Source organism: Streptomyces flavusporus (genome assembly GCF_046267975.1).
GTDB lineage: Bacteria > Actinomycetota > Actinomycetes > Streptomycetales > Streptomycetaceae > Streptomyces > Streptomyces flavusporus.
On record NZ_CP176503.1, the window covers coordinates 354,368 to 379,535 of the forward strand.

At 70.3% G+C, this 25,168-nt stretch carries 25 protein-coding genes; 11 read left to right on the top strand and 14 right to left on the bottom strand.

Annotated elements, in window-relative coordinates:
• Positions 1–34: 34 nt before the first annotated feature.
• Together ACKTSN_RS01890 and ACKTSN_RS01895 are read right to left on the bottom strand one after the other, a co-directional pair.
• Positions 35–1,804, bottom strand: coding sequence for a sensor histidine kinase (locus ACKTSN_RS01890; RefSeq protein ID WP_409467463.1), 1,770 nt, complete (start codon positions 1,802–1,804; stop codon positions 35–37).
• Positions 1,805–1,863: 59 nt separating this feature from the next.
• The gene (locus tag ACKTSN_RS01895; RefSeq protein WP_409467464.1) at positions 1,864–2,553 is read right to left on the bottom strand and encodes a response regulator; all 690 of its coding nucleotides are present in this window, start codon (positions 2,551–2,553) and stop codon (positions 1,864–1,866) included.
• Positions 2,554–2,770: 217 nt separating this feature from the next.
• Between ACKTSN_RS01895 and ACKTSN_RS01900 the strand changes: the two genes are divergently transcribed.
• The gene (locus tag ACKTSN_RS01900; protein WP_409467465.1) at positions 2,771–3,622 is read left to right on the top strand and encodes a L,D-transpeptidase family protein; all 852 of its coding nucleotides are present in this window, start codon (positions 2,771–2,773) and stop codon (positions 3,620–3,622) included.
• A 9-nt stretch (positions 3,623–3,631) separates the two neighbouring features.
• Here the strand turns inward: ACKTSN_RS01900 and ACKTSN_RS01905 are convergent, their stop codons facing one another.
• The 6 genes from ACKTSN_RS01905 to ACKTSN_RS01930 form a co-directional block, all read right to left on the bottom strand.
• Positions 3,632–4,261: a TetR/AcrR family transcriptional regulator gene (locus ACKTSN_RS01905; RefSeq protein WP_409467466.1), complete on the bottom strand. Its 630-nt coding sequence runs from the start codon at positions 4,259–4,261 to the stop codon at positions 3,632–3,634.
• Between the two features lie 112 nt (positions 4,262–4,373).
• Positions 4,374–5,135: an acyl-CoA dehydrogenase family protein gene (locus ACKTSN_RS01910; protein ID WP_409467467.1), complete on the bottom strand. Its 762-nt coding sequence runs from the start codon at positions 5,133–5,135 to the stop codon at positions 4,374–4,376.
• A gap of 65 nt (positions 5,136–5,200) precedes the next feature.
• The gene (locus ACKTSN_RS01915; protein ID WP_409467468.1) at positions 5,201–5,434 is read right to left on the bottom strand and encodes a hypothetical protein; all 234 of its coding nucleotides are present in this window, start codon (positions 5,432–5,434) and stop codon (positions 5,201–5,203) included.
• On the bottom strand, positions 5,431–6,135 hold the full coding sequence (locus ACKTSN_RS01920; protein WP_409467469.1) for an alpha/beta fold hydrolase: 705 nt from the start codon (positions 6,133–6,135) through the stop codon (positions 5,431–5,433). The genes ACKTSN_RS01915 and ACKTSN_RS01920 overlap by 4 nt, the downstream gene beginning before the upstream one ends.
• A gap of 148 nt (positions 6,136–6,283) precedes the next feature.
• Positions 6,284–7,087 (bottom strand): phosphatidate cytidylyltransferase, encoded by an 804-nt coding sequence (locus ACKTSN_RS01925; protein ID WP_409467470.1) that lies wholly within the window; start codon positions 7,085–7,087, stop codon positions 6,284–6,286.
• Positions 7,084–8,880, bottom strand: coding sequence for a histidinol-phosphate aminotransferase family protein (locus ACKTSN_RS01930; protein ID WP_409467471.1), 1,797 nt, complete (start codon positions 8,878–8,880; stop codon positions 7,084–7,086). The genes ACKTSN_RS01925 and ACKTSN_RS01930 overlap by 4 nt, the downstream gene beginning before the upstream one ends.
• A gap of 196 nt (positions 8,881–9,076) precedes the next feature.
• On the opposite strand from ACKTSN_RS01930, the gene ACKTSN_RS01935 reads away from it, so the two are divergent.
• The 10 genes from ACKTSN_RS01935 (at position 9,077) to ACKTSN_RS01980 (ending at position 19,898) form a co-directional block, all read left to right on the top strand.
• A complete protein-coding gene (locus ACKTSN_RS01935; RefSeq protein WP_409467472.1) occupies positions 9,077–9,850 on the top strand; it encodes a class I SAM-dependent methyltransferase in 774 nt (257 codons plus the stop codon).
• A 292-nt stretch (positions 9,851–10,142) separates the two neighbouring features.
• Positions 10,143–11,207: a LacI family DNA-binding transcriptional regulator gene (locus tag ACKTSN_RS01940; RefSeq protein WP_409467473.1), complete on the top strand. Its 1,065-nt coding sequence runs from the start codon at positions 10,143–10,145 to the stop codon at positions 11,205–11,207.
• Positions 11,208–11,297: 90 nt separating this feature from the next.
• Positions 11,298–12,542 carry an ABC transporter substrate-binding protein gene (locus ACKTSN_RS01945; RefSeq protein ID WP_409467474.1) on the top strand — a complete coding sequence of 415 codons (1,245 nt, stop codon included), beginning with the start codon at positions 11,298–11,300 and terminating at the stop codon, positions 12,540–12,542.
• Between the two features lie 10 nt (positions 12,543–12,552).
• The gene (locus ACKTSN_RS01950) at positions 12,553–13,512 is read left to right on the top strand and encodes a carbohydrate ABC transporter permease (protein WP_409467475.1); all 960 of its coding nucleotides are present in this window, start codon (positions 12,553–12,555) and stop codon (positions 13,510–13,512) included.
• A 30-nt stretch (positions 13,513–13,542) separates the two neighbouring features.
• Positions 13,543–14,370, top strand: coding sequence for a carbohydrate ABC transporter permease (locus ACKTSN_RS01955; protein ID WP_409467476.1), 828 nt, complete (start codon positions 13,543–13,545; stop codon positions 14,368–14,370).
• Positions 14,371–14,392: 22 nt separating this feature from the next.
• Positions 14,393–15,784 carry a GH1 family beta-glucosidase gene (locus tag ACKTSN_RS01960; RefSeq protein ID WP_409467477.1) on the top strand — a complete coding sequence of 464 codons (1,392 nt, stop codon included), beginning with the start codon at positions 14,393–14,395 and terminating at the stop codon, positions 15,782–15,784.
• 46 nt (positions 15,785–15,830) lie between these two features.
• Positions 15,831–18,176 (top strand): alpha-xylosidase, encoded by a 2,346-nt coding sequence (gene yicI / locus ACKTSN_RS01965; RefSeq protein WP_409467478.1) that lies wholly within the window; start codon positions 15,831–15,833, stop codon positions 18,174–18,176.
• A 203-nt stretch (positions 18,177–18,379) separates the two neighbouring features.
• Positions 18,380–18,802, top strand: a complete 423-nt coding sequence (locus tag ACKTSN_RS01970; RefSeq protein ID WP_409467479.1) for an organic hydroperoxide resistance protein — start codon at positions 18,380–18,382, stop codon at positions 18,800–18,802.
• A complete protein-coding gene (gene msrA, locus ACKTSN_RS01975) occupies positions 18,802–19,314 on the top strand; it encodes a peptide-methionine (S)-S-oxide reductase MsrA (RefSeq protein ID WP_409467480.1) in 513 nt (170 codons plus the stop codon). The genes ACKTSN_RS01970 and msrA overlap by 1 nt, the downstream gene beginning before the upstream one ends.
• An 80-nt stretch (positions 19,315–19,394) precedes the next feature.
• Positions 19,395–19,898 (top strand): allene oxide cyclase barrel-like domain-containing protein, encoded by a 504-nt coding sequence (locus ACKTSN_RS01980; RefSeq protein ID WP_409467481.1) that lies wholly within the window; start codon positions 19,395–19,397, stop codon positions 19,896–19,898.
• Positions 19,899–19,991: 93 nt separating this feature from the next.
• Here the strand turns inward: ACKTSN_RS01980 and ACKTSN_RS01985 are convergent, their stop codons facing one another.
• From ACKTSN_RS01985 to ACKTSN_RS02010, 6 genes are all read right to left on the bottom strand, one after another.
• Positions 19,992–20,315 carry a DMT family transporter gene (locus ACKTSN_RS01985; RefSeq protein ID WP_409467482.1) on the bottom strand — a complete coding sequence of 108 codons (324 nt, stop codon included), beginning with the start codon at positions 20,313–20,315 and terminating at the stop codon, positions 19,992–19,994.
• A complete protein-coding gene (locus tag ACKTSN_RS01990; RefSeq protein ID WP_409467483.1) occupies positions 20,312–20,671 on the bottom strand; it encodes a DMT family transporter in 360 nt (119 codons plus the stop codon). Before ACKTSN_RS01990 ends, ACKTSN_RS01985 begins: the two co-directional genes overlap by 4 nt.
• On the bottom strand, positions 20,671–21,216 hold the full coding sequence (locus ACKTSN_RS01995; RefSeq protein ID WP_409467484.1) for a TetR/AcrR family transcriptional regulator: 546 nt from the start codon (positions 21,214–21,216) through the stop codon (positions 20,671–20,673). The genes ACKTSN_RS01990 and ACKTSN_RS01995 overlap by 1 nt, the downstream gene beginning before the upstream one ends.
• 105 nt (positions 21,217–21,321) lie before the next feature.
• Positions 21,322–22,515, bottom strand: coding sequence for a 3-hydroxybenzoate 6-monooxygenase (locus tag ACKTSN_RS02000; protein ID WP_409467485.1), 1,194 nt, complete (start codon positions 22,513–22,515; stop codon positions 21,322–21,324).
• A 39-nt stretch (positions 22,516–22,554) separates the two neighbouring features.
• Positions 22,555–24,477, bottom strand: coding sequence for an anthranilate synthase family protein (locus ACKTSN_RS02005; protein WP_409467486.1), 1,923 nt, complete (start codon positions 24,475–24,477; stop codon positions 22,555–22,557).
• Positions 24,474–25,136 carry an isochorismatase family protein gene (locus ACKTSN_RS02010; RefSeq protein ID WP_409467487.1) on the bottom strand — a complete coding sequence of 221 codons (663 nt, stop codon included), beginning with the start codon at positions 25,134–25,136 and terminating at the stop codon, positions 24,474–24,476. Before ACKTSN_RS02010 ends, ACKTSN_RS02005 begins: the two co-directional genes overlap by 4 nt.
• Positions 25,137–25,168 lie beyond the last annotated feature (32 nt).

Consider the following 25,168-nt stretch of genomic DNA (forward strand, 5'->3'; position numbering starts at 1 on the left):
CCACTCCGGCCCGCCCGAGCGAGAAGAGCGACTTTCACTCCCCCGAAACCGCGAATACCTCGCACCGGGCGCATGGGAGCCGGATGGTGAGCACCGCTCCCTTGCCGGGCTCGCTGTCGGCGGTGACGGTTCCGCCGTGTGCCTCGACGAACTGGCGGACGATGGACAGGCCCAGTCCGCTACCGCCGGTGTGTCTGCTGCGGGACTTCTCAGCTCGCCAGAAGCGTTCGAAGACATGGGGCAGGTCCTCGGGTGCGATGCCGCTGCCCGTGTCCTCCACTGTGAGAACGGCCAGGTCACCACTGTCCCGCGCGGTGACCGTGACCGTACCGCCCGTGGGGGTGTGCCGGAGTGCGTTGGAGATGAGATTGCCCAGAACCTGGCGCATCCTCACGGGGTCGGCGTCCAGCCAGAGGCCGGAGTCGGCGTGCGCGTGCAGGCGGATGCCCAAGGTTTCGGCGCGGGTGCTGTGGGCCGACACCGCCTGGGCGACGAGGTCGTCCGCGCACACCGGTTCGCGGTGCAGTTTCAGCGTGCCGGCGTCGGCGGCGGCGAGATCGCGCAGATCGTCGATGATGTGCTGCAGGAGCAGTGCCTCGTCGTGCAGGGCGGCGATGAGGTCCGGGTCCGGCTCGACCAGCCCGTCGCGGGTGACTTCCAGCCAGCCTCGGATATTGGTCAGCGGCGTCCGCAGTTCGTGGGCGATGTCGCTGACCATGGCTTTGCGTTGGGCTTCCAGGTGTTCGCGGCGCGCGGTGAGGTCGTTGAAGGCGGCGGCCAGATAGCCGGTCTCGTCCTTGGTGGTGACGGCGACGCGTGCGTGCCGGTGCGGCGGCTGCTGGGCCGCGGCTGTCAGGGCTCGCAAGGGACGGACGAGGCGGATCGCGACGACAGTGGTCATGGCGATCGTGACGGCGAGGACGAGCGCCGTGACGCCGATGATCTTGGCCTTGTTGGTGGGCGAGAGGTCGAAGCCTGCGGGCTGCCCGCCCAGGTTTCCCAGATAGAGTCTGGCCCTCGGGGCGACGTACGGGTCGAGTTGTGCGCGGCGAGCGCTGTCGACACAGGTCTGCGTCTGCTGGCTGACACCGAGCCCGCGGGCACGGTCGCCCGCCGGGGTATCGACGCCGGCGATGAGTTCACCCCCGATTCCCACCGGTGTGGCGTCCCGCCCCTTCTTGGGATCGAGGTCGAAGCAGCGCTTGGCCAGAACGTTGAGTTCGTCCAGTGCCTTCTGTTCGGTGCGCGTGGGTGTGTTGAGGACTCCGTCGGCGCACTCCAGCGGCACGGAGGCCGGTCCGCCGTCGGGGGCGACGACTACCGTACGGCCGCTGGGCAGTTGTTGCAGGCTGCCGTCGCTCCTGTACCGGCGCATACACACCAGACGCTTCTCGGCGATTGTCTTCACCCTTGTCCGTTCGGCCGCGGTGAGCAGATACGGTCCCACCGCCCGCGGGTCGATCCCAGCCAGCTGGGCTCCTGGCTCGGTGTAGGTGTCGGTGGTCAGCGGGTCGACGGTGGCCGATGCGCGGGCGGGCAGGGCGGTGCCGACGGCGGCCGAGTCGGCGATGGTGTGCCCGGTTTCGGTCGTCAGGGCGATGCGCCGGCCCATGGTGCGCGAGAGCGCGCGGACCGAGGGCTGCACTCCGCTCCAGTCGGCGTGGGTCGCGGCGAAGCCGCTGAGCTGACGCAGGATGTCGGTGTCGTCGGAGAGCACTTGGCCGCGCTCCTCCTGGATGGCCCGCGTGGTGGTCTCCACGGCCAGCCAGGCGGTGGCGCCGACGGAGAGAACGGCGATGGTCATGGAGGTGAGAAGAAGCCGGACCAACAGGCTCTTGCGCCAGGGGATGCGGGGGCCGGGCCTCATGTCGGCAGCCCGGTGAGCTTGTAGCCGACGCCGAAGACGGTCAGCAGCCGGACGGGTCTGCGCGGGTCGGGCTCGATCTTCTTGCGCAGGTTCATGATGTGTACGTCGATGGCGCGCTCGGTGGAGGCGCGGTCGTGGCCCCGGGTGAGCTGCAGCAGTTGACGGCGCGAGAAGACCCGGTCGGGTGCCGCGGTCATGGCGTGGAGGATGGCGAACTCACCGGGAGTGCACGGGACGGGGATGCCGTCGCAAGCGACCTCGTGCCGTGCGGGATCGACGGTGATGCCGCCCGCGCGGAGCACTGGGGAGTCGTCGGCGGGGCGGAGGGTGCGGCGCAGCACGGTGCGTATGCGGGCCAGCAGTTCCCGTGGGCTGTACGGCTTGGTCATGTAGTCGTCCGCGCCGAGCTCCAGGCCGAGCAGCACGTCGTCCTCGGTGGAGCGGGCGGTGAGCATGAGAACGGGTATGTCCCCGTGCCGGCGCAGCACACGGCACACGCCGAGACCGTCGATCTTGGGCAGCATCAGGTCCAGGACGACCAGGTCGGGTCGGCGGCTTTCGGCTGCGTCGATGGCAGCCCGGCCGTCGGTGACCACGACGGGGTTGTGGCCGTCCTGAAGCAGCAGCCGTCGTATCAACTCAGCCTGCATCTCATCGTCTTCCGCAATCAGAATATGTGCGCACACGCAGCTGACTCTAAGCGTGCGCGATCGGCTTCCAGGACCAGGTGAGGGGCTTCCCACGCCCTGACGACTTCCTGATATCCGCATGCCGGGCCGGGCGTACGCCCTTGGCCGTGTTGCGAAGGCACCGCCGCCGGCCGTCATCACGGCGTCCGAACCGGTCCGATGTCGTGAGTCGGAGCTGATCAGTTCCTCACAAGTCACATCCAGGCTGATGGCCATGGCTACTTCATCGATCCGTCGCTCGTCGCGACGGCGGCTTCTGGCAACGACTTCCACTGTCCCGGGCCTGAACCGTCTGGGGATACCAGCCGTCCTGACTCTGTCCATCACCCTCGCCGGGTGCGCGGGGACGGGCGTCGGGTCGGCCGACGCCGCCCGGCCGACGTCCGCCGGCGCGCACAGCGCAGCGGCCGCCGCCGGCACGACACAGGCCATGCCCGGGCGGACATCCGCGGACGGCGAAGCGTCCGCCGTGTCCGTCCTCGAGCAGCTACCGGGCCTGGGTCCGCGGACGCTGGCCGACGTCCCCGCGAACGCGCGCCAGGTGGTGCTGGTCACCGGCCGGGGCAAGAACTCCTCGGAGTCGAACGTGGTGCTGTACCAGCGCACCGGCACGAGTTGGGAGCCGGGGGCCACCTGGCCGGCCCACAACGCTCTCAAGGGCTGGACGGACAACCACCGCCTCGGTGATCTCCGGTCGCCCATCGGCGTGTTCACCCTCACCGACGCCGGCGGACTGCTCCCCGATCCCGGCACCGAGCTGCCGTACGACCAGTCGCAGAGCTTCACCATCGGCGGCACGGGCTTCGAGGGCGAACCGCTCGCGGGATCCTTCGACTACGTCGTCGCGATCAACTACAACCGCAAGCCCGGAACCTCCCCCCTCGACTGGACCCGCCCTCTCGGCGCCGACAAGGGCGGCGGCATCTGGCTGCACGTCGACCACGGCGGGCCCACACACGGCTGCGTGAGCATGGTGCAGCAGCACATGAGGGAACTCCTGCGCGCCCTCGACCCCGAACAGCACCCGGTGATCGTGATGGGGGACGCCGCATCCCTCAAACGCTGACGCGACCAGTCATCCTGCCGGGCGGCGGTACACGCCGTACCAGTAGCCACGGGCCAGCTCGCGGGCCACGACGGCGTCGTCGCTGCCGTCGCCGCCCGCCACCTGCTGCGCGATGACCTGACCGCCTCCTTGGACGATCACCTTGGCCGCGAGTTCGGGGTCGATGTCCGCCGGGGTACGGCCGGCCCGCTGCTCCTCTTGCAGGACCGTCACGAGGTTGTCGATGAAGCGGTCCTGGTCGGCCGTCCACGCCTCGCGGACCAAGGGGTCGTACGCGGCCACCTCATTGATCGCCGCGAGCAGGGCCGCATGTTCGCGGTAATGGCGCAGGATGAGCTCATACGTACGGGCCAGGCCGTCCAGGCCGCCGTCGGGGCCGGTCGGCCGCCAGGACACCGTGATCGCGTAGCTCTCCTTCTTGAGGGAGCCGCTCAGCCGGAGCAGCACGTCGACCTTGTCACGGAAGTACAGATAGAACGTCGAACGAGAGATCCCCGCGGCGTGCGCGATCTGCTCCACGCTCAGCTCGGTGTAGGTCACACCGCCGCGCAGGCACTCCTCGATCACGGCCAGGATGCGCTTTTCGAGGGCGGCCCGCCGGTCGGCCGCACTGGAGGGTCGTCGCGTGGTGGAAGGCATACACGCATCCTAAGGAACCGGACGGGCGGTGTGTCTGCAGATCACCGGTGAGCGGCCCTGCCCACACCGCCACGAGCGCTCGCCGCCGCGGGTCGGGTTCAGAGCATCAGGCTCACCCGCTCGCTGACGCCGAGGAGGGACTTGCCGTAGACCTCCAGGCCGACCGCGGGGACCAGGCCGGCGTGGCGCGCCGCGACGTGGCGTCACGCCAGATGCGCTGCAGCGGGCCGACGTCGGCGAACGAGGACGCGCCATGCACGTTCAGCAGGGTGCTGACCGCCTCGAGTACCTGCTGTGCGGCGAAGCCGGCCCGGGCCCTGACGTGTGCACGTGCGGCGTAGTCCAGGGGAGCGCCGGAGGAGGCGGCCTGGTCCACCTCGTCCACGGCCCGGTAGGTGTGCAGGCGGGCGGTCTCCAGCTTCAGCGCCGCCTCGGCCGTCTGCAGCTGGACGCCCACCGAGTCCGCCTGCCGGCTGTGGACGGTGAACGACAGCGGCTTCGCTGCCGCGGGAACCGACAGCACGCGGTGCTCGGGAACGAACACATCCCGCCCTGTCAGGGTGTTGCTGGCGGTTGCCTTCATGCCCGCGGTGTGCCAGGTGTCCTCGGCATCCAGGTCCGAGGCAGGGATCAGCACGAGCGCCTGGTCCGTGACTGCTCCGTTGTCGTCCTTCAGCAGTGCACCGACCGCGGCCCATGTGGCATGCGGGGCACCGGAGTTGTACGACCACCTCCCGCTGACGCGCCGGCCGCCGGGCACCCGCTCTCCCATGCCCGTCGGCGCCGCCACGCCGGTCACGCGCGCATCCGGATCGGCCCCGAACACCTCCTCTTGGGCCTTGTCCGGGAAGAGGCATGCCAGCCAGTTGGTCACCGAGATGATCATCCCGACCCAGGCCGCCGAGCCGTCGCCCTCCCCGAGGGCCTCGGAGACTTCGATCAGGGTCCGCAGGTCGGTCTCGTAGCCGCCGTACCGCCTGGGGTCAGCAGCCGGAAGACGCCCGCCTCGGTCAGGGCGTCGACGACCTCCGTCGGCAGGACGCGCTCCGACTCGCCGCGGGCCGCTTGGTCCCGCAGCAGCGGTTGCAGGGCGATGGCACGTCCGACGAGTTCGGCCCTGATCTCTTCTCTGGAGGGCGCGCCCGTCTCCGCCTGGCCGATGTTGCTGTTCACGACGTTCTCCTTGTGCCCGGTTCCGACGCGAGGGCGATCTCCGACAGGAGAGCAGCGAGCTCCCCCGGCATGGACAGGAATGGCGAGTGGCTGCTCTTGATGCGGTGGACCGCACCGGACCTGGCCGCCAGCGTCTGCTGGCTCTGCACAGGCAGGGCCCGGTCGTCCTCGCAGACGATGTACGTCGACGGGATGGTGTGCCACCCGGCCCGAGTCAGCGCGTCCCTGAAGGACTGGGTACTCTGCGGCACCAGCCGCGCGGCGGCCTGCTCGGCCTCGGACCGAGGCACGTCACCGTAGAACAGCCCGACCGGATCATCCGGTACGGCCTCGACGTCGCGCGGCCCCGGCGAAACGGGCGCGCCATGGAACCCCAGGAGACTCTCACCGACATCGAGCTGGTACGCCGCCAGGTAGACGATCTGCGACACGTTCCCGGCCTGGGCGACGGCCTGGCTGACCGGTATGCCGCCGTAGGAGTGCGCGACGACCACGACCGGGCCCTCGATGCGCTCCAGCTCTCCGAGCACCACCTGCGCGTCGTCCTGCACTCCCGCCCGCCCGCCGGCACTGGGCAGGTCGACCGCTCGCGTGCGCCACCCGTCGGCATGCAGTACCGACGCCAACTTCTCCCAGCACCACCCGCCGTGCCATGCCCCATGTACCAGGAGCAGGGTCGGACGGGAAACCCCATCAATCACGAAAAATCCGCTTTCAGGTCAGTCAGAAACAGCAGGCGCCCCAAAGCGCTCACGGAGGACCCTAAAAGTCATCGGACACCCCGTCCAACAATACGTTCACAAACGGCGATCACCGCCTGGGCCGACCTTGACGGGGGTCACCTGAGGGTCAGCGCAGGACAAGCAGGACGGCCAGCGCGATGAGCAACGAGTCGATCCGGTCCAGCAGGCCGCCGGAGCCGGGTAGCCAGCGGCCTGCGTCCTTCACCTGCGCACCCCTTTTGATCATGGATTCGAGAAGGTCGCCGGCCGGGCCGCCGACCGCCACCGCCACCGCCATCGGCCAGCTCAGCGCGGACAGCACGGCGAGCACGCCGAGGCCGGCCGCGGCCCCGGCCAGCGTCCCGCTCCACCGCTTGGCCGGCGACAGCGGCGACAGCCGCGGCCCGCCCAGCCGTTGACCGGCAAAGTACGCCGCGATGTCGGCGACCGAGACCGCCACGAACAACGCAAGCGCGCTCGCCCCGAGCGGCACCAGCGCGGCCAGCACACTCAGCCAGGCAAGGCCCAGCAGGCCGGCGCCGAGCCGGCGCAGGCCGTGCTCGGAGTCGCCGGCCAGGAGCGGCACCGCGGCCACCGCGAGCGCCCCGGTCGCGACCACCCGGAGCACCTGTCCGGGCGCCAACCAGGCGGCCAGCACCACGCCTGCCACCGCCGCGGCCAGCACCACCCGGTCCGCGCAGCCCAGCAGCATCAGCCCGCCGAACTCCATGACCGCGATCACCCCTACCGCGATGGCGAGGGCCGCGGCGCCCGGCCGGCCCAGCCAGAACGCACCGGTGACCAGTGGCACTCCGACCGCCCAGGCGCACCACCGGATCAGCAGCTCGCGGCGTCGGGACGCCGCCACCGCAATACCACCCAGCGCCAACGCCCCACCGAGGTAGGGCGCCAGGGAGGCCACGGTGATCATCGAGTGGATCCGGCGACGGGAACGCCCTCAGGCATCTCATGCATCTCAGGCCTCGAGACCAGCGAGGCCGAACGCGGCCGCAGTATGTCCAGGGTGGCCTGACACGCGGCCACGATGCGCGCATTCTCGGCGGTGTCCCTGACCGCGATGCGCACGGTGCGCCCCTGGTACTCCGACGACAACGGCGACAGGTCGCGCAGGTATACGTCGTGGCGGCGGCACTCGTTCACCAGTTGTGCGGCACTCGGCCCGCCGGACGGCAGGGTCACGGTGAGGAAGTTCGCCACGGCTTCTTCGACCACCACGTCCTTGTCCAGCCCGGCCAGGTCGGCGGCCAGCTGCCGGCGCAGCGCGTGGGTGCGACGCCAGCAGTCGCTGTAGTACGCCGGGTCGCGCAGGGCTTCCACCGCGGCCAGCTGCGCCGGGAGGCTGACCGGCCAGGGCGGCGTCCAACGACGCAGCTGCGACGCGGTGTTCGGCTCGGCCACCAGGTACGCGGCCCGCATGCCGGACAGCGCATACATCTTGGACAGTGAGGTGCAGACCACCACCCGCGGGTCCGTCGCGGCGAGGCCGGCGAGCGACTCGTTCAGGTCGACGTAGCCCAGGTATGCCTCGTCGATCCACCAGCGGGTCCGGGCCGGCGCGGCGGCGATCACCGAGCGCAACTCAGCGGCCGGCGCGTGGCGTCCGGTCGGGTTGTTCGGGTTGACCACGACAACGAGGTCGTAGCGGCCGGACCCGACGGCAGCGGACAGCCGGGCCGGATCGATCCGCCAGCCGTCCTCGTGGCGCAACCGGAACCGGTCCACCCGGCATCCGATCACCCTCTCCGTGACATGGGCGTACTCGCCGTAGCCCGGGTCTGTCAGAAGCACCCTGCTCTCCGGAGTCAGCCACTGACCAAAGGCCCTGAAAATCAAGTCGGATGAACCGGCGCCGACCGCGAGCGTCTCCGCGGGCAGTGCCCGGGCCGTGGCGATTTCCGCCAGCAGGCCCTCGGCGCCGGTCGGCGGCGAGGTCCGGGCGGCCCAGGCCGGATCTTCCGTGAGCGCCGCCCGCACCCTGGGGGCCGGCGGGAACCATGCGTCCAACACGTCGGCCGCGACCACCTGATGGCGTCGGTGCAGGCTACGGAAGTCCGTACCGATGGCGGTGAACGATGCGCCGCCGTGTTCGCAGCCGTCCGGCCGGGGTGCGAACGGCACGTCCAACTGCCAGTCCACTGCGGACCGCAGACGCTCCAGCGTGGTGCGGTAACGGTCCATCGTGACCTTCGTCAGCTCGGTCACGCTGCCGGTCAGCACCTCGAACGTCAACGCACCGCTGTGGACGGTACGGCCGACCGGGCGCAGGCCGGCGGCCAGATACATGTCGAGCAGCTCGGTGCGCCCCATCGCCACCACCCGGCGACCGCCCCGGGCGGCGATCCAGCGCAGCGCCGCGTACATCAGCAGCGGTGCCGCTGCGGTGGCCCGCCAGCGCGGCTCGACGGTGAGGATGCGCACCTCGAACACATCGTCCTCGGTCAGCAGCGGCAGCTCGTCGCGGGTCAGGTACTTGTCCAGCGCGTACCGCCCCAACCAGGGCGGCGTCAGGCTGACAAAGCCGATGCGGGTCGCGCCCCGCGCCGCGACCAGGTAGACGTTGTCGCCGTCCAGCCCGTCGCGAAGCCGACCGGCCGGATCCGGCACATGCTGGCCCAACTCCTGTGCGTACACCCGGTGACGCAGTTCGTAGATCCACTCCAGATCCTCCGGAGTGGCAGCGCGCAGCTGCAGGTCACGGCCCATAAGCACCTCTCTCGACGCGGGAGCACTCCATCGTGGGGAACACAGACCGGCCGCGTCAGAGCCAAGCGACACAATCGGCCTGAGTACGGGTACTCAGGCGCAGTCGTCCTCCGCGTGCTCAATGGACATCGCCGCCTCAACCGACCTCGCTGTGCACCGTTGGCAACTCCGCCCTCCGCCCGGAAAGATCGCGGCCATGGCATCCCACGCGAACCAAGACCGCGCCCTGTCCTTCGACAGCGTTGCCACGCAGTACGCCGCCGCCCGCCCGGGCTATCCGCCGGCCCTCTTCGACGCCGTGGAGGAGCTCGCCGGCCGAGCGCTGGCCGGCGCCGACGTGCTGGACTGCGGCGCCGGCACCGGTATCGCCACCCGGCTGCTGCGCGAGCGCGGCGCCCGCGTCATCGCCCTGGAGCCGGGCGCCGGTATGGCCGCAGAGCTGCGCCGGGCCGAGCCGGAGGTCCCGCTGGTGCGGGGCGAAGGCAACCGCCTGCCGTTCGCCGCCGGCAGCTTCGACCTGATCACCTACGCGCAGGCCTGGCACTGGACCGACCCGGCCCGCTCCGTCCCCGAAGCGCTGCGCGTGCTGCGCCCGCACGGCGTGTTGGCCCTGTGGTGGAACCAGGCCGACGTCCGTGTCCCGTGGGTCGCGGCGGAGGATGCCCGGCTCGCGCCCTTCACCCGCAGCTTCCCGACGACCGTGGCCGAGCTGTTCGCCCCGTTTCCGGTCCAGGTGTCCACCCACGAGATCACGTGGTCACGCCGGATCACCGTAGAGGAGCACATCCGCAACCTCGGCACCCACTCGCACTTCGTGGTCATGGATCCCGTCGAGCGGGCCGCACTCCTCGACGCGAACCGCACCGCGCTGGCACGGCTCTTCCCCGACGGCGAGCTCGACGAACCATACCGGTGCGGCCTGACCGCGGTGCGAGCAGCCACCAGTCAGGCGTCAACTACCCGGCGCTGAAGCCGGGCTTGCAGGAACGGGCATCACTGGCGTCCATCGGCCTGCATGATCAACGAATCCGCGGTTCCGGCACGCGAACCTGCCGACGCGCCCCTCTGCGAGAACGGACCGGTGACGGCGCCGGTCGATCCGACGTTGCCGTCCCTCGCCAACTCCTCGATCGCAAACCGGAGATATCGCCAAGGGTATTGCCCTTCCCGGCCTCGTCTGCCTAAAGTCACGCCGTTCATCGAATCGATTCGATGAATTCGATGAACCCGACGGGCCCGAAGGCGGGCGGACGGAGGCGGAGATGGCCACGATCAAGGACGTCGCCGAGCGGGCGGGCGTGGCGCCCAGCACCGTGTCCTACGTCCTGAGCGGCTCCCGCAAGATCTCCGAGGACACCCGGCGCGCGGTGCAGACGGCGATCGACGAGCTCGGCTACCACCCGCGCGCCAGCGCCCGCACACTGCGCAGCTCCCGCACCAACGTGCTGGCACTGGCCGTGCCGCGCGTGCCCGGTGAGTACCGGGCGATCGACGGCCGGTTCGCCATCGATGTCACCGACGCCGCCCGCGGGCACGGATACGACGTGCTCCTCATCACCGAAGGCGACGGTGCCGGCGCGCTGCGCCGCGTGGCCCGCAGCGGGCTCGCGGACGCGGCGGTGCTGATGGCGGTCGAGGAGCGCGATCCCCGTATCGAGGTCCTGCACGGGCTGGGCTTCCCCGCAGCACTGCTCGGCCACGACGACCACGCGGCGCTGCCCTGGACCGATCTCGACTGGGAGGCGGCGGTCGCCCTCGCCGTCCGTGAGGCCGCGGCGGCCGGCCACCGGCGGATCGTCTTCCTGTCGTCGGCCGAGCACGAGATCGCCGCGCGGCGCGGCTATGCGGTGCGCGGCCTCGACGGCGCCCGGCGCGCGACCGCCGAGACCGGGGCCGATGTGCGCGTGCTCTCCTCGCACCGCGACCCGGTCAGGCTCGGGCGCCGGCTGCGCGAGGCGCTGGCCGTGCGTCCCGCGCCGACCGCGCTGGTCGTCCAGGACCTGATCCTCCTCCCCCACCTGCTGGACGCCGTGTCCTCGGCCGGGCTGCGGGTCCCCGAGGACCTGTCCGTGGTCCTCGTCGGCAGCCTCCCGGACGAGCTGGGCATCCGGCATCTGCCGCGGATCGACCTGCCCGTCGCGGAGATGTCCACGGCCGTGGCCCGGCTCGCCATCGACGCGATCAGCGCCGGCTGCGACGGCCGGCCGGCGTCGTCCCAGAAGCCCACAACGGCGGCACCTGCCTCGACCGTGCCCTCCGGCGCGCCGCACCACCTCATCCAGCCGCGGATGGCCGGGCCCGCCATCGCTCCGCCGCCGTCCGGCTGACCGCGACGGCCGCCCGTTCGGCACGGCCGGCCACGCACCCCCGCCTTACCCCCGCATGTCCAGAGCCGCACATGTAATGGAGAACCGATCATGCCGTCCCCAACCGGACGACCACGCATACCCCTCCCCGCCCTCGCCGCGGCGCTCGCCACGAGCACCCTCGCGCTGGGACTGACCGGATGCGCCGCCGAGCCCGACCCCGGCACCGTCACGGTGCTCAACTCGGCCACCGACACCGCCGAACACGGCGCCAACCAGCGGTTCTTCGACCGCTGCGCCGAGCCGCTGGGCCTGAAGGTCGAGCAGATCAGCGTGCCCGCCGACCAGATCGCCTCGAAGGCGCTGCGGATGGCGTCCTCCGACTCGCTCACCGACATCCTGGAACTCGACGGGTCCGAGCTGCCGCAGTTCGCGCAGACGGAGGGCCTGCGACCGCTCGACGAAGTCGGGGTCGACACCTCCGGCTTCTCCGCGAGCGCCACCTCCCTCGGCTCGTACGACGGCACCCAGTACGGCATCGCCCGCTCCGTGAACTCCCTCGCGCTGATCTACAACACCGCGCTGCTGAAGAAGGCGGGCATCGCGCCGCCCACCACCTGGGACGAGCTGCGGGCCGCAGCCAAGCAGCTCACCGTCGGCGACACGTACGGGATGGCCTTCAGCGCGAGCCCCAACGCGGACGGCGTCTACCAGTTCCTGCCGTTCTTCTGGTCCGCCGGCGGTGACGAGGCCAAGCTCGACAACGGCAGGGGCGAGGCCGCCCTCCAGCTGTGGAAGGACCTGGTCGCGGACGGCTCCGCCTCGAAGTCCGTCGTCAACTGGAACCAGCAGGACGTCAACGACCAGTTCGTCGCGGGCCGCGCCGCGATGATGATCAACGGGCCGTGGCAGGTGCCGGTCCTCAGCGCCCAGAAGAACGTGGACTGGGCGGTCGCGAGCATTCCGGTGCCCGAGGCGGGCAAAGCCGCGGTGCCGCCCATCGGTGGCACCGTGATGGCCGTACCGAAGAACGACGAGGACCCGGCCCGCGAGAAGAACGCGGGCAAGCTCCTGAACTGCCTCAACTCCGAGAAGAACCAGCTCCAGTGGGGTGAGTCGGTCAACAACGTGCCCACCCGCTCCGCCGCCGCCGAGGCGTACGCGCAGCAGAACCCCAAGCTCGCCGCCTTCGCCGACCTGGTCACCACGGCCCGCTCCCGTACCGCGAAGGTCGGCACCGGCTGGCCGGTCGTCGGGGACGCGCTCGCGGGCGCCTTCCAGTCCGTGCTGACCGGGCGGACCAGTCCCGAACAGGCCCTGCAGCGGGCCCAGCAGCAGGCTTCGGCGGGGAAGTGAGGAACCGGCCATGACCACGATCACCTCCATCGCGCCTAGCACGGGGGCCGCCAAGGCGAAGTCCGCCACCGGGCGTGCCCCGCGGGGCCGCGGACTGCTCCGCTGGCTCTTCGTCCTTCCCGCGCTCGCCTACATGGCGCTCTTCTTCGGCTATCCGCTCGTCCGCAACATCGTGATGAGCTTCCAGCACTACACGCCGAAGACGTACTTCACCGGCGAGGCCCCGTTCAACGGTCTCGACAACTGGCGGGCCGTCTTCTCCAACGAGCTGTTCACCGACGCCCTGTGGCACACGGCCGTCTTCACCGTCGGCTCGCTGGTCGGCCAGTTCACCATCGGCCTCGCGCTCGCCGTGTTCTTCTCGCGCCGCTTCCGGCTCTCCGGGTTCGTGCGCGCCATCCTGCTCCTGCCGTGGCTCGTGCCCATGGTCGTCTCCGCCGTCGTCTGGCGGCGCATCCTCGACCAGGACCACGGGATGCTCAACACCGCCCTGCACGCGGTCGGCCTGGCCCCGCAGGACGGTGTGCCGTGGCTCAGCAGCCCCGGTGTGGCGCTGCTGTCGGCGATCCTGGTCAACATCTGGATCGGCATCCCGTTCAACATGGTGATTCTCTACGGCGGTCTGCAGGAGATCCCGCGCGAGCTGTACGAGGCCGCGTCGCTGGACGGTTCCGGCGCGTGGCGTACGTTCCGCAGCATCACGCTGCCGATGCTCCGCCCGGTGATCACGGTCGTGCTCGTGCTGGGCTTCATGTCGACGGTGAAGATCCTCGACCTGATCCTGGCGCTGACCTCGGGCGGTCCCGCGGACTCCACGCAGACGTTGGGCACGGTCACGTACCAGTTGTCTTTCCTGCAGCTCGACTTCGGCCAGGGCGCCGTGGTGGGCAATGTCCTGATCCTCATCAGTGCGGTCTTCGCCGTGCTGTACCTGCGGGCCAACCGCGCCGACTTCGGCAAGGGGAAGTGACCGACGATGAACCGACCGATGAAGGCGCCGATGAACCGACCGGCGAACCGTCTCCGTTTTCGCTCGGCGTGGAACACCGCCGCCGCGCTGCTGATCCTCGCCGTACTGCTCTTCCCGGTGTACTGGATGGTCAACACCGCGCTCCAGCCCGAGTCGAGCATCGCCGCCACCGAGTGGTTTCCCGCCTCACCGAGCCTGAAGAACTTCGACACGGCGATCAGCACCCAGGGCGGCTCGCTCCTCACCAGCTTCGTCGTCGCGCTCGGCGCCGTCGTCGTGTGTCTCGCGCTGGCCGCGCCCGCCGCGTACGGGCTCGCCCAGTTCGGGCTGCGCGGCGGCCAGGGCATCGTCTTCACGACGCTGATCACGCAGATGGTGCCGGGCATCGTCATCGCCAACGCCCTCTACAGCGCGTACGCAGAGCTCGGCCTGGTCAACTCCTACCTGGGACTGATCCTGGCGGACGCCTCGCTCGGTCTGCCGTTCGCGATCGTGCTGCTGCGGGCGTTCATGGTGTCCATCCCGGGTGAGGTCGTCGAGGCCGCCATGGTGGACGGGGCGAACCGCTTCACCGCGTTCGTCCGGATCGTGCTGCCGATGAGCCGCAACGCCCTGATCACGGCGGGTCTGTTCACCTTCCTCTTCGCCTGGTCGGACTTCATGTTCGCGCTGACCCTCAACACCACGGACGACGTCAGGCCCATCACGCTCGGCATCTACCAGTTCGTCGGCGCACACGTCAGCGACTGGGGCGCGGTCATGGCGACCGCGGTGCTCTCGGCCGTGCCGGCCGCGATCCTGCTCGTCGTCGCCCAGAAGTACATCGCCGCCGGGATCACCGGCGGGTCCGTCAAGTAGCCGGTAAGGGCTGTAACCCATCATGAGACTCCCCGAGTTCCCCGACGGTTTCCTCTTCGGCGCCGCCACCGCGAGTTACCAGATCGAGGGCGCGTACGACGAGGACGGCAGAGGCCCGTCCATCTGGGACACCTTCTGCCGCGAGCCGGGACGCGTCGCGGACGGCGCCACCGGTGACGTGGCCTGCGACCACTACCACCGCTACCGCGAGGACGTCGCCCTGCTGCGCGAGCTGGGCGTGGACAGCTACCGCTTCTCCATCGCCTGGCCGCGCATCCAGCCGGAGGGCTCGGGCCCGGTCAACACGGCGGGTCTCGACTTCTACGACCGGCTCGTGGACGAGCTGCTCGCGTCCGGCATCTCACCCGCCGCCACCCTCTACCACTGGGACCTCCCCCAGCCCCTCGAGGACCTCGGCGGCTGGCGGGTGCGCGAGACCGCGGAACGCTTCGCCGAGTACGCCGGCCTGGTCGCCGCCCGGCTCGGCGACCGGGTGGACCGCTGGATCACCCTCAACGAGCCGTTCTGCAGCGCCTTCGTCGGCTACGCGGCGGGCGCCCACGCCCCGGGCGCCCGCGAAGGCCGCGGCGCGCTCGCCGCCGCGCACCATCTGCTCGTCGGCCACGGGCTCGCCGTGCGCGAGCTGCGCGCCGCGGGCGTACGCGAGGTCGGGATCACGCTCAACCCCGACCGGCTGCTGCCGGCCACCGACTCCCCCGCCGACCTGGCCGCCGTACGCCGCGTGGAGACACTGCACAACGACGTGTGGTTCGAGCCGCTGTTCGCCGGACGCTACCCGGAGCACGAGGCCGAGACCTGGGGCGAGCTCCTGCCCTCCGGCGACGGCTCGTACCGGCGCGAGGGCGACCTCGATCTCATCGGCGCGCCGCTCGACTTCGTCGGCATCAACTACTACCGGCCGATCACCGTCGCCGACGCCCCGTACCGCGACCCGGACCCGGCGACCCGTACCGCGGTCGACGTCCGGGCCGAGGAGAGCTGGCGCGACGACGTCCGGCACACCACCATGGGCTGGCCCGTCGTCCCGCACACCTTCACGGACCTGCTGGTCGACCTGACCGAGCGTTACCCGGCGCTGCCTCCGATCCTGATCACCGAGAACGGCTCGGCCGAGGCGGACACGACCGACGCCGACGGCCGGGTCCGCGACACCGACCGCATCGACTACCTCCACGGCCATCTCGACGCGCTCGCCGCCGCGCTGCGCGCCGGCGTCGACGTGCGCGGCTACTACGTGTGGTCGCTGCTGGACAACTTCGAGTGGGCTCGCGGCTACGGCCAGCGCTTCGGCATCGTCCGGGTCGACTACGCCACGCAGGCGCGCACGCCCAAGGACAGCTACCACTGGTACCAGCGGCTGATCGCCGCCCACCGCACCCGCGGCGGCGCCTGACCCGCCGCTCCCGGCAGCCGCACCACCCCTCGTTAAGGACCCCCCCATGAAGTTCACCGACGGCTACTGGCTCATGCGCGACGGCGTCAAGGCGTCGTACGCGACCGAGGTCGCCGACGTACAGGTCACCGACGACCGGTTCACGCTCTACGCGCCCGTGCGGCACGTGACGAAGCGCGGCCACACCCTCAACAGCCCGCTGCTGACCGTCGAATGCTGGTCCCCCGCCGAGGGAGTGATCGGCGTCCGCTCCACCCACCACGCGGGCGCCGCCGAGCGCGGCCCGGAGTTCGCGCTGCGCGCCGAGCCGGGCCACGCGGCGAAGGTCACCCGCGAGGGCTCGCTGCTTGAGCTGACGGCCGGAGAGCTGTCCCTGCGCGTGGACACCGCGGCACCGTGGCGGCTGGACTTCACCGCGGACGGCCGCGTCCTCACCTCCGCCGAGGCGCGCGGGACCGGCTTCGCGGTCACCGGCGACGGCAGCCACTACTCGCTGGGCCAGCTGTCGCTCGGTGTCGGCGAGTTGGTGTACGGGCTCGGTGAGCGGTTCACGCCGTTCGTCAAGAACGGCCAGAGCGTGGACATCTGGCAGGCCGACGGCGGCACCGCGAGCGAGCAGGCGTACAAGAACGTTCCGTTCCATCTGACCAACCGCGGCTACGGCGTCTTCGTCAACCACCCCGGCAAGGTGAGCTACGAGGTCGGCTCGGAGGCCGTCGGGCAGGTGCAGTTCAGCGTCGAGGACCAGTCGCTGGAGTACTTCGTCGTGTACGGCCCGACACCCAAGGACATCCTGGACCGCTACACGGCGCTGACCGGCCGCCCGGCGCTGCCGCCGGCCTGGTCGTTCGGGCTGTGGCTGTCGACCTCGTTCACCACCTCCTACGACGAGGAGACGGTGAACCGGTTCGTACGCGGCATGGCCGAGCGCGACATCCCGCTCGGGGTGTTCCACTTCGACTGCTTCTGGATGCGCGAGTACCAGTGGTGCGACTTCACCTGGGACCCGGACGTCTTCCCGGACCCGGAGGGCATGCTGCGGCGCCTGAAGGACGAGCACGAGCTGCGCGTGTCGGTGTGGATCAACCCGTACATCGCGCAGAAGTCCGCGCTGTTCGCGGAGGCCGAACGGCACGGCTATCTGGTCCGCAGGGCAGGCGGCGACGTGTGGCAGTGGGACCTGTGGCAGGCGGGCATGGCCCTCGTCGACTTCACCAATCCGGACGCGCGGGAGTGGTACGCGGGCAAGCTGCGCGCGCTCGCCGCGCAGGGCGTCGACTGCTTCAAGACCGACTTCGGCGAGCGCATCCCCACCGACGTGGTCTGGCACGACGGCTCCGACCCGGAGCGGATGCACAACTACTACACGCAGCTCTACAACGAGACCGTCTTCGACGTGCTGCGCGAGGCACGGGGCGCGGGCGAGGCTGTGCTCTTCGCGCGCTCGGCGACGGCCGGCGGTCAGCAGTTCCCGGTCCACTGGGGCGGCGACTGCGAGTCCCACTTCGGTGCGATGGCCGAATCCCTGCGCGGCGGGCTGTCGCTGGGCCTGTCCGGCTTCGGCTTCTGGAGCCACGACATCGGCGGCTTCGAGGGCACGCCGACGCCCGAGGTCTTCAAGCGCTGGGTGCAGTTCGGCCTGCTGTCGTCGCACAGCCGGCTGCACGGCAGCAAGTCCTACCGGGTGCCGTGGGACTACGACGAGGAGGCGGTCGCGGTCACCCGCGACTTCACCCGCCTCAAGCACCGGCTCATGCCGTACCTGTTCCGCGCGGCCCAGCAGGCGGCGGAGCGCGGCACGCCGGTCATGCGGGCGATGGTGCTGGAATTCCCCGACGACCCCGCCTGCCACACCCTCGACCGGCAGTACATGCTCGGCGACGACCTGCTCGTCGCTCCCGTCTTCTCGGCGGACGGCACCGTCGACTACTACGTGCCGGACGGCACCTGGACCCATCTGCTGTCGGGCGAGCAGATCCAGGGGCCCGGCTGGCGGCGTGAGCAGTATGGCTTCGACAGCCTCCCCCTGCTCGCGCGGCCCGGCTCGGTCATCCCGTACGGCGAGAGCGACGACGCGGCGGAGTACGACTGGGCGCGCGGGGTGACACTGCGGGTCCACGCGCCGGTCGACGGTACGACGGTCACGACACGGATCCCGGCCCCGGGCGCCCGGGACGGCGCGGCAGCCGTCTTCCGGACGAGCCGCGACGGCGACACGGTCACGGTCGAGGCGGAGGGTGCGCCGGGGCCGTGGCAGGTACTGCTGGTGGGCGCGGAGGCGGAACCCGGCGACACCGGATCGTCGGTACGGACCGAGCGGACCGCGCTCGGCACGCTGCTCGCCGTACCCGCGGGCACGGCCCACCTCACGGCACGTCTCACCGGGAGCTGACACCTCTCTCGCCGCGGGCGCAGTGAGGATGCCCACCCCACCCAGACATCACCATCTTGACAGGTGACGACCATACCGCGACGATCGGGTCACCTCCCGAACAGGTGACCCGTGATGCGTGTCCCCGCCAAGGAGTTTTCTCGACTCGAGTTTTCTCGACCGACGAGACCCGCAACGCCCCGACTTCCCTACGAGGACATGCAATGCCGAACAGCTACACCGCCGTTGTGAACGTCACCGGCGAAGGCCGCAACGGTGGCCGCGTCCAGTCCGACGACCGCCTGCTGGAGACCGCCCTCTCCTACCCCAAGGAGCTCGGCGGGGCCGGCACCGCCACCAACCCCGAGCAACTCTTCGCCGCGGGCTGGGGTGCCTGTTTCCTCGGCGCCGTCCGTCGCGCCGCCGCCGACCGCAAGGTCAGGCTGACCAGCACCGAGATCAACGCCGAGATCAGCCTGAACCACAACGACGGCGGTTACTCCCTCGCCGCCGTCCTCAACCTCGAACTCGGCGGCGTCGACCAGGACCAGGCCACCGAGCTCGCCGACGCCGCCCACCAGTTGTGCCCCTACTCGAAGGCCACCCGCGGCAACATCCCCGTCACCATCAACGCCACTGCCGTCTGATGCGTGACGTCCCGCAGAAGGCACTGCTGGCAGGTGGTTGCTTCTGGGGCATGCAGGAGTTGCTTCGGTCGCTCCCGGGTGTGCTGACCACTAGGGTGGGATACAGCGGCGGCGACATGCCGTATCCGTCCTATCGCGACCACGGCACCCACGCCGAGTCGATCGAGATCACCTTCGCCCCCGCCACAACCGACTACCGCGCCGTGCTGGAGTACTTCTTCCAGATCCATGACCCGACAACAAGGAACCGGCAGGGAAACGACGTCGGGGCCGGCTACCGCTCCGCCATCTTCTACCTCGACGACGAGCAGCGACGTATCGCTGAGGACACCATCGCCGATGTCGAGGCATCGGGCCTGTGGCCGGGAGAGGTCGTGACCGAAGTCGCTCCGGCCGGTGCCTTCTGGGAAGCCGAGCCGGAGCACCAGGACTACCTGCAGCGCTACCCGGACGGCTACACCTGCCACTTCCCGCGCCCGAACTGGCGGCTGCCGAAGCGCGCGGATTCCTGACCCGGGCGTGTGGGCGTGGCGCACCCGTCGCCACCGAATCGACTTCCATTCCAACGGAACGGAGCAGCAAGTTGCCGAGCATGTTGAAGACCAAGAAGGTGCGTTACCTCAGTGCAGCCGCCGGCCTGGCCGCTGTCATCGCGGATGTCGCCATTGCCCCGCTGGCGTCGGCCAGCCCGTCGACGTCCAGCGATGCGTCCGACACTCGGCAGCGCACGGAGGTCTTTGAGCTGGTGGGCAAGCAGACCGCGAGCGAGGACCTCGATCTGGGCGAGGAGGGACTCAGCCTGGGTGACCAGCGTGTCATCCACGAAGACCTGTACCGCGACGGTGAGAAGGTCGGCGATCACAGCGTGATCTGCACCTATACCCGGGTCAGCCCGGCCGCGCTCCAGTGCCTGGGCACCTTCGCCCTGCCCGAGGGGCAGTTCGCCGCGCAGGCGCTGCTCCACCTGCCTGCCCCGCCCTCTGTCGACGTCGGCATCACCGGCGGATCGGGGGACTACCGCAACGCCCGAGGCTTTGTCCGCACCGTTCCCGCCGGTGAGACGGAGAGGCACTTCACCGTCCACCTGGAGCGTTGACGCCTCGATCGGTGAACCGGAAATTGCTCGCGCTCCCCGTCCAAGGAGACCCTCGGTCGGGGAGTCGTCGCATGAGCCCGGCTGGTGAGGTCGTCAGTGGTCGGTGCCGAGTTCGATGCACAGGACGCCGATGACGATGAGGCCGATGCCCGCGCCCATGACCTTGGTGAGGGGTTCGTGGAACAGGACGCGGGAAGCGATGGAGGTCAGGGCCACACCGGCAGCGGCCCATATGCCGTAGGCGACGCCGAGGGCCATGCCGCCGTCCAGGGCCAGGGTCAGGAAAGAGAACGCGGCCACGTAGCCGACGGCCACGGCGATGAACCACTTCTTGCCGCCGTCCCGCGAGGCTGTTCGCAGCGACAGTGTGGAGGCGCACTCGGACAGGATGGCGCAGGCCAGGAACACCCAGGTCATGCCGTGGCTCCTTCCTCGCGGGCCTGGCGGGCGTGCGCGGCCTGCGAGCCGAGCTCCACGCACAGGACACCGGCGATGACCAGGGCGATACCGACGCCCATCATCGCGGTCAGCGGGTCACCGAAGACGATGGTCGCCAGGACGGCGGTCAGGGCGACGCCGGAGGCGCCCCAGATGCCGTAGGCGACGCCGAGGGCCATGCCCGCGCGCAGCACGCGCGACAGGGCGACGAAGGAGCCGACATAGCCGACCGCGGCGACGACGTACAGCGCCGGGTGGTCGAGGGCTCCGCGCAGAAAGAGCGTGGCGGTGACTTCGAGCAGGATCGCTGCGATGAGCAGCAGCCATTTCCTCATCAGGAGGACTCGTCTTTCAGGAGGTCTTCGGCAACCGCGAGCAGGTGGGCGCGGTCGCGGTCCGGGACGGGGAAGACAGCGGTGGAGGTGGCGATCCAGTAGCCGTCGGCGAGCAGCCGGGCGGCGGCGAGCCGGGCGCGTGCCGTATCCGGCAGGGTGTCGGGGACGGCGAGCCACGGTTCCATGCGGCGGACCCAGGCGTCGGTGAAGGCAGTGCGGTAGTGGGCGTCGAAGTAGATCGCGAAGTCCGCGCGATCGAACTCTGCGGCCAGAGACACCTCGACGTAGGCACGGATCCGCTGGTGCGGCGTAGCCGTCTCCAACGGCCGCCCCAGCCGGTGCAGCAGCAGCGTCTCCCACCGGTCGGCGACGTGGTCGACGACGGCGAGCATCAGGGCTTCCTTGGTCGGAAAGTGGTACATCAGCCCCGGCTTGGTCACCCCTGCCTGCTTGGCCGCCGCGTCGAGGGTGATCGTCCCGCCCCCTTCGGCCCGGAGCAGGTCGAGCGCGCCATCGAGGATCTGACGTTTTGCGTTACTCGCCATGGCTCTACTTTACCATCCGGAAGGTAAAGTACGGGGCGGCGACGCTGGTCGCGCAGGAGGACTGGTCGGGGCGCGGTACCCAAAGGCATGCCCGGCCTTCTTCCGTCAGGGACGTCTGGACCGGGTGAAGTCCCGGGCGCCATGGAGCCAGTGCACCTTTTCGTAAAGGTCGTCCTCGGTGAGCGAACGCAGCATCGCGGTGCGTGCCTGCGCCTCCTCCCCCGCGGGATGGTAGACGCGTGTGCCCATCTCCCTGGCCAGCAGTTGGGTGCGCGCGGTCCGCTCGCGTCGCACGGCGTTGTACTCCTCCAGGCGCTGCGCCACGTCGTCGGCGGTGGCGTCTGCGAGGACGTCACCCAGGACCACGGCGTCCTCCAGGGCCTGGCAGGCGCCCTGGGCGGCGTACTGGAGCATCGGATGGGCTGCGTCGCCCATGAGCGCCACCCGGCCGTCCGTCCAGACGTCGACCGGATCGCGGTCGCACAGCACCCATTGCCGCCAGTGCTCACCCAACTCCAGCAGCAGCCGGGCGGTTTCGCCCAGCTCCTGGAAGCGGCTCAGCACGACGGCCCGCCGCACCGGGCGTCCGGAGACGGACTCGCGGGCGCCGTCGTCGAGGGTCGCGGCGAGGTTGAGGTACTCGCCACGGCCGATGATGTAGTGGACGAAGTGCCAGGCGGGGCCCGCCCACAGGGTCACCACGTTCCAGCGCAGTCGCCGCGGCACCTTCTCGATCGGTATCACCGAGCGGTAGATGGTGTGTCCGCAGACCCGGGGAGCGCCGTCGCGCACCAGGTGCGCGCGAACGGTCGAGCGGATGCCGTCGGCTCCCACGAGCAGGTCGCCGGTGAACGTCCGGCCGTCCGCCGTGGTCACCGTCACGGATGCCGGTTTCTGTACGTACCGTTGCACGGCGGCGCTCGCGACGAGCTCGATGCCCTCGCTCGCCCGGCACGCCGAGAGCAGGGGGCCGTGGAGATCCCGGCGGTGCACCACGGCGTAGGGGTTGCCGAAGCGCTGTCGGTACCGCTCCTTGACCGGCATGCCGACGATCTTCTCGCTCGTCAGGCCGTCCATCAGGCGGAGTTCGTCGACGAACACCGCCCGGTCCCGCACGTCCTGCCCCACACCGAGCAGGTTGAGGGCGTGGAAGCCGTTCGGAGCGAGCTGGATGCCCGAGCCGATCTCGGCGAAGGTGTCCTCGCGTTCGAGGACGGTGACGCGGTGACCGCAGCGCGCAATCGCCAGAGCGGTGGCAAGGCCGCCTATGCCGCCGCCCGCGATGAGTGCGTGTGCCATGTCGCTGCCTGTGTCCCTTCTCTGCTGATGCCGGTCGGCCTATGGGGTGCGCGGCCGCACCAGTTGGGTGAGCAGCGAACCGATGATCCGCGGTCCGCCCTGGGTCAGGACGGACTCCGCGTGGAACTGCACCGAGGCGAAGGACCGTCCGCGCAGGGCATGGACCTCGCCGCTGGCGCGGTCCCTGCTCACCGTCACCCGGCCGACGTCCGGGTGCTCGATGACGTCGGCCGCCGCGCATGCCGTGTACGTGTTGTAGAAGCCCACCCGTTCGCGCCGTCCGAACAGGTCGATCTCGTGCTGCACACCCTGGTTGGGGACCCGGCGGGGTACCAGAGAGAGGCCGAGCAGCGCGCTCAGCACTTGGTGGCTCAGGCACACCGCGAGGAAGGGATGCCTCGCGGCCAGGAGCCGGGACATCGTCGATCTGAGATGTGCGATCTTCGGGTGCCCCAGCTGTCCCGGGTCGCCGGGTCCCGGCCCCAGGACCAGCAGGTCGTACGCCGCCATGTCGTAGGCCTCGTCGAACCGGCACACGGTCGCCTCCACCCCGAGGGAGCGGATCTGGTGGGCGAGCATCGCCGTGAAGGTGTCCTCGGCGTCGACGACGAGCACCCGGCGTCCTGTCAACTCGGCCGACACGTGGGCCCTGTTCTCCGGCTCGTCCAGCCAGAATCCCGCGACGGTGGCATTGCGGCCCGCCAGCGCGGCCTGGACGTCGGGATGGGTGGCGAAGCGGCTGGGTGCGGGCTCGGCGAGCGCGGCGAGCAGCCCTGACACCTTGGCCCGGGTCTCTCGGGCCTCGGACTCGGGGTCGGAGTGACGCACCAGGGTTGCCCCCACGCCGATCCGCAGGCGGCCGTCCGCTGTGATGTCGGCCGTGCGGATCAGGATGGACGAATCCAGGGTGCGGTCGCCGCCCGCGTCCCGCCCGATGAGTGCGGCGACCCCGCTGTAGTAGCCGCGCCCGGTCGGCTCGTGACGGCTGATCACCTTGGTGGCGTTCTCCAGCGGCGATCCGGTCACCGTCGGGGCGAACAGGGTCTCCCGGAGGATGTCGCGTACGTCGCGGTCGGTGTGTCCCTCGATGAGGTACTCGGTGTGTGCGACGCGTGCCATCTCCTTGAGGTAGGGGCCCGTCAGGCGTCCGCCGAAGGGGCAGACCCGGGCCATCATCTTCAGTTCCTCGTCGACCACCATGTACAGCTCGTCGGTTTCCTTGCGGTCCGTCAGGAAGGACAGCACGCCGTCGAGCGTGGGACCGCCGGGGGGATAGCAGTACGTGCCGCTGATGGGGTTCATGACGGCCGTACCGTCGCGCACGCTGATGTGCCGCTCGGGGGTCGCACCCACCAGGACGCGGTCGCCCGTGTGCACGAGGAACGTCCAGTAGGCGCCCCTTTCCCGCTCCAGCAGCCGGCGGTAGATCGAGAGGGCTCCGGCAGTCGAGAAGCCCGGTAGCCACGCCGTGAAGGTGCGTTTGATCACGAAGTTCGCGCCTTGGCCGGTGCCGATCTCGTCGGCGATCACGCGACGCACGATGTCCGCGTACACCTGGTCGGAGACGTCGAAGCCGTCCTGGTCGATCTTGACCGGCTCGTTCGGCAGCCGCAGCCGGACATCGGCGAGCGGCAGGGTCTGCTGGGCGGTGACCGTCATCGCGATCAGGGATTCGCCGTCGTCGTGGGCGGTGAATCCGCGCTCGGTGATCTGCCGGTACGGGACCAGGGCGAGCAGTTCGTGGCCGCCTTCCGGGGCTGCTTCCCTCGGCAGCGGCAGGTCGGCCAGGGCGGCGCAGTGGGCCGTTTCGGTCAGCAGGACCTCTATGGTCTCCGGGCCGGTGGCCTGCGGGCGGTGCAGCAGGGCGAAGGCGGGCGCGGAGCCGTCCAGGACGCGGGCGAGGAGGTCGCGGGCGTCATGGGTGTGGGCCGGCCCGGCTGTGGGTGGGTGTTTCCCGGTCACCGCGTTTCCTCCGCCACGGGCGCCATGAGGGTGTCGCACAGGGCCGCCGTGGTGACGACGGCGGCGCACCGCTGGGCGGCGTACTGGAGGGCCAGCCGGTGGTGTTCGGCGGAGAAGTCGGCGACGGCGTCGGCCACCAGGAACGGCTGGATGTCGTGGCTGAACGCGTCCATCGCGGTCATCAGCACACCGACGTGCGCGTAGACGCCGCACAGGAGGAGTTGGTCACGGCCGGTGACCCGTATCCGTGCCAGCAGGTCGGTGTTGAAGAAGGCGCTGTAGCGCCATTTCGTGAACGTCCAGTCACCCGGGGCGGGTTGGAGGGCCTCGACGATCCGGCGGTGCTCGGGTGCTGTGCGCATGCCGGGTCCCCAGAAGTCGGCCAGCAGGCCCCGCTGGTGCGGTGTCATCCCACCGGGCTGGGCGGTGTAGGCGACCGGGACGCCGAGGGCGGCGCAGCGCTGCCGCAGCAGTGCCGCGTTGCGGATGAGTGGGGTGCGGGGTGAGGAGTCCTGCGGGAACGGTTTGAGGAAGTAGTCCTGCATGTCGTGGACGAGCAGCACGGCACGCCGCGGGTCGGCCCGCCAGTCGACGACCGGTGCGGGGAGGTCGTCCGGCAGCGGCAGCGGGTAGGGCTCGATCGATGGTATGCCGGACATGCAGTGGTTCGTCCTTTCATGCTGTACGGAGG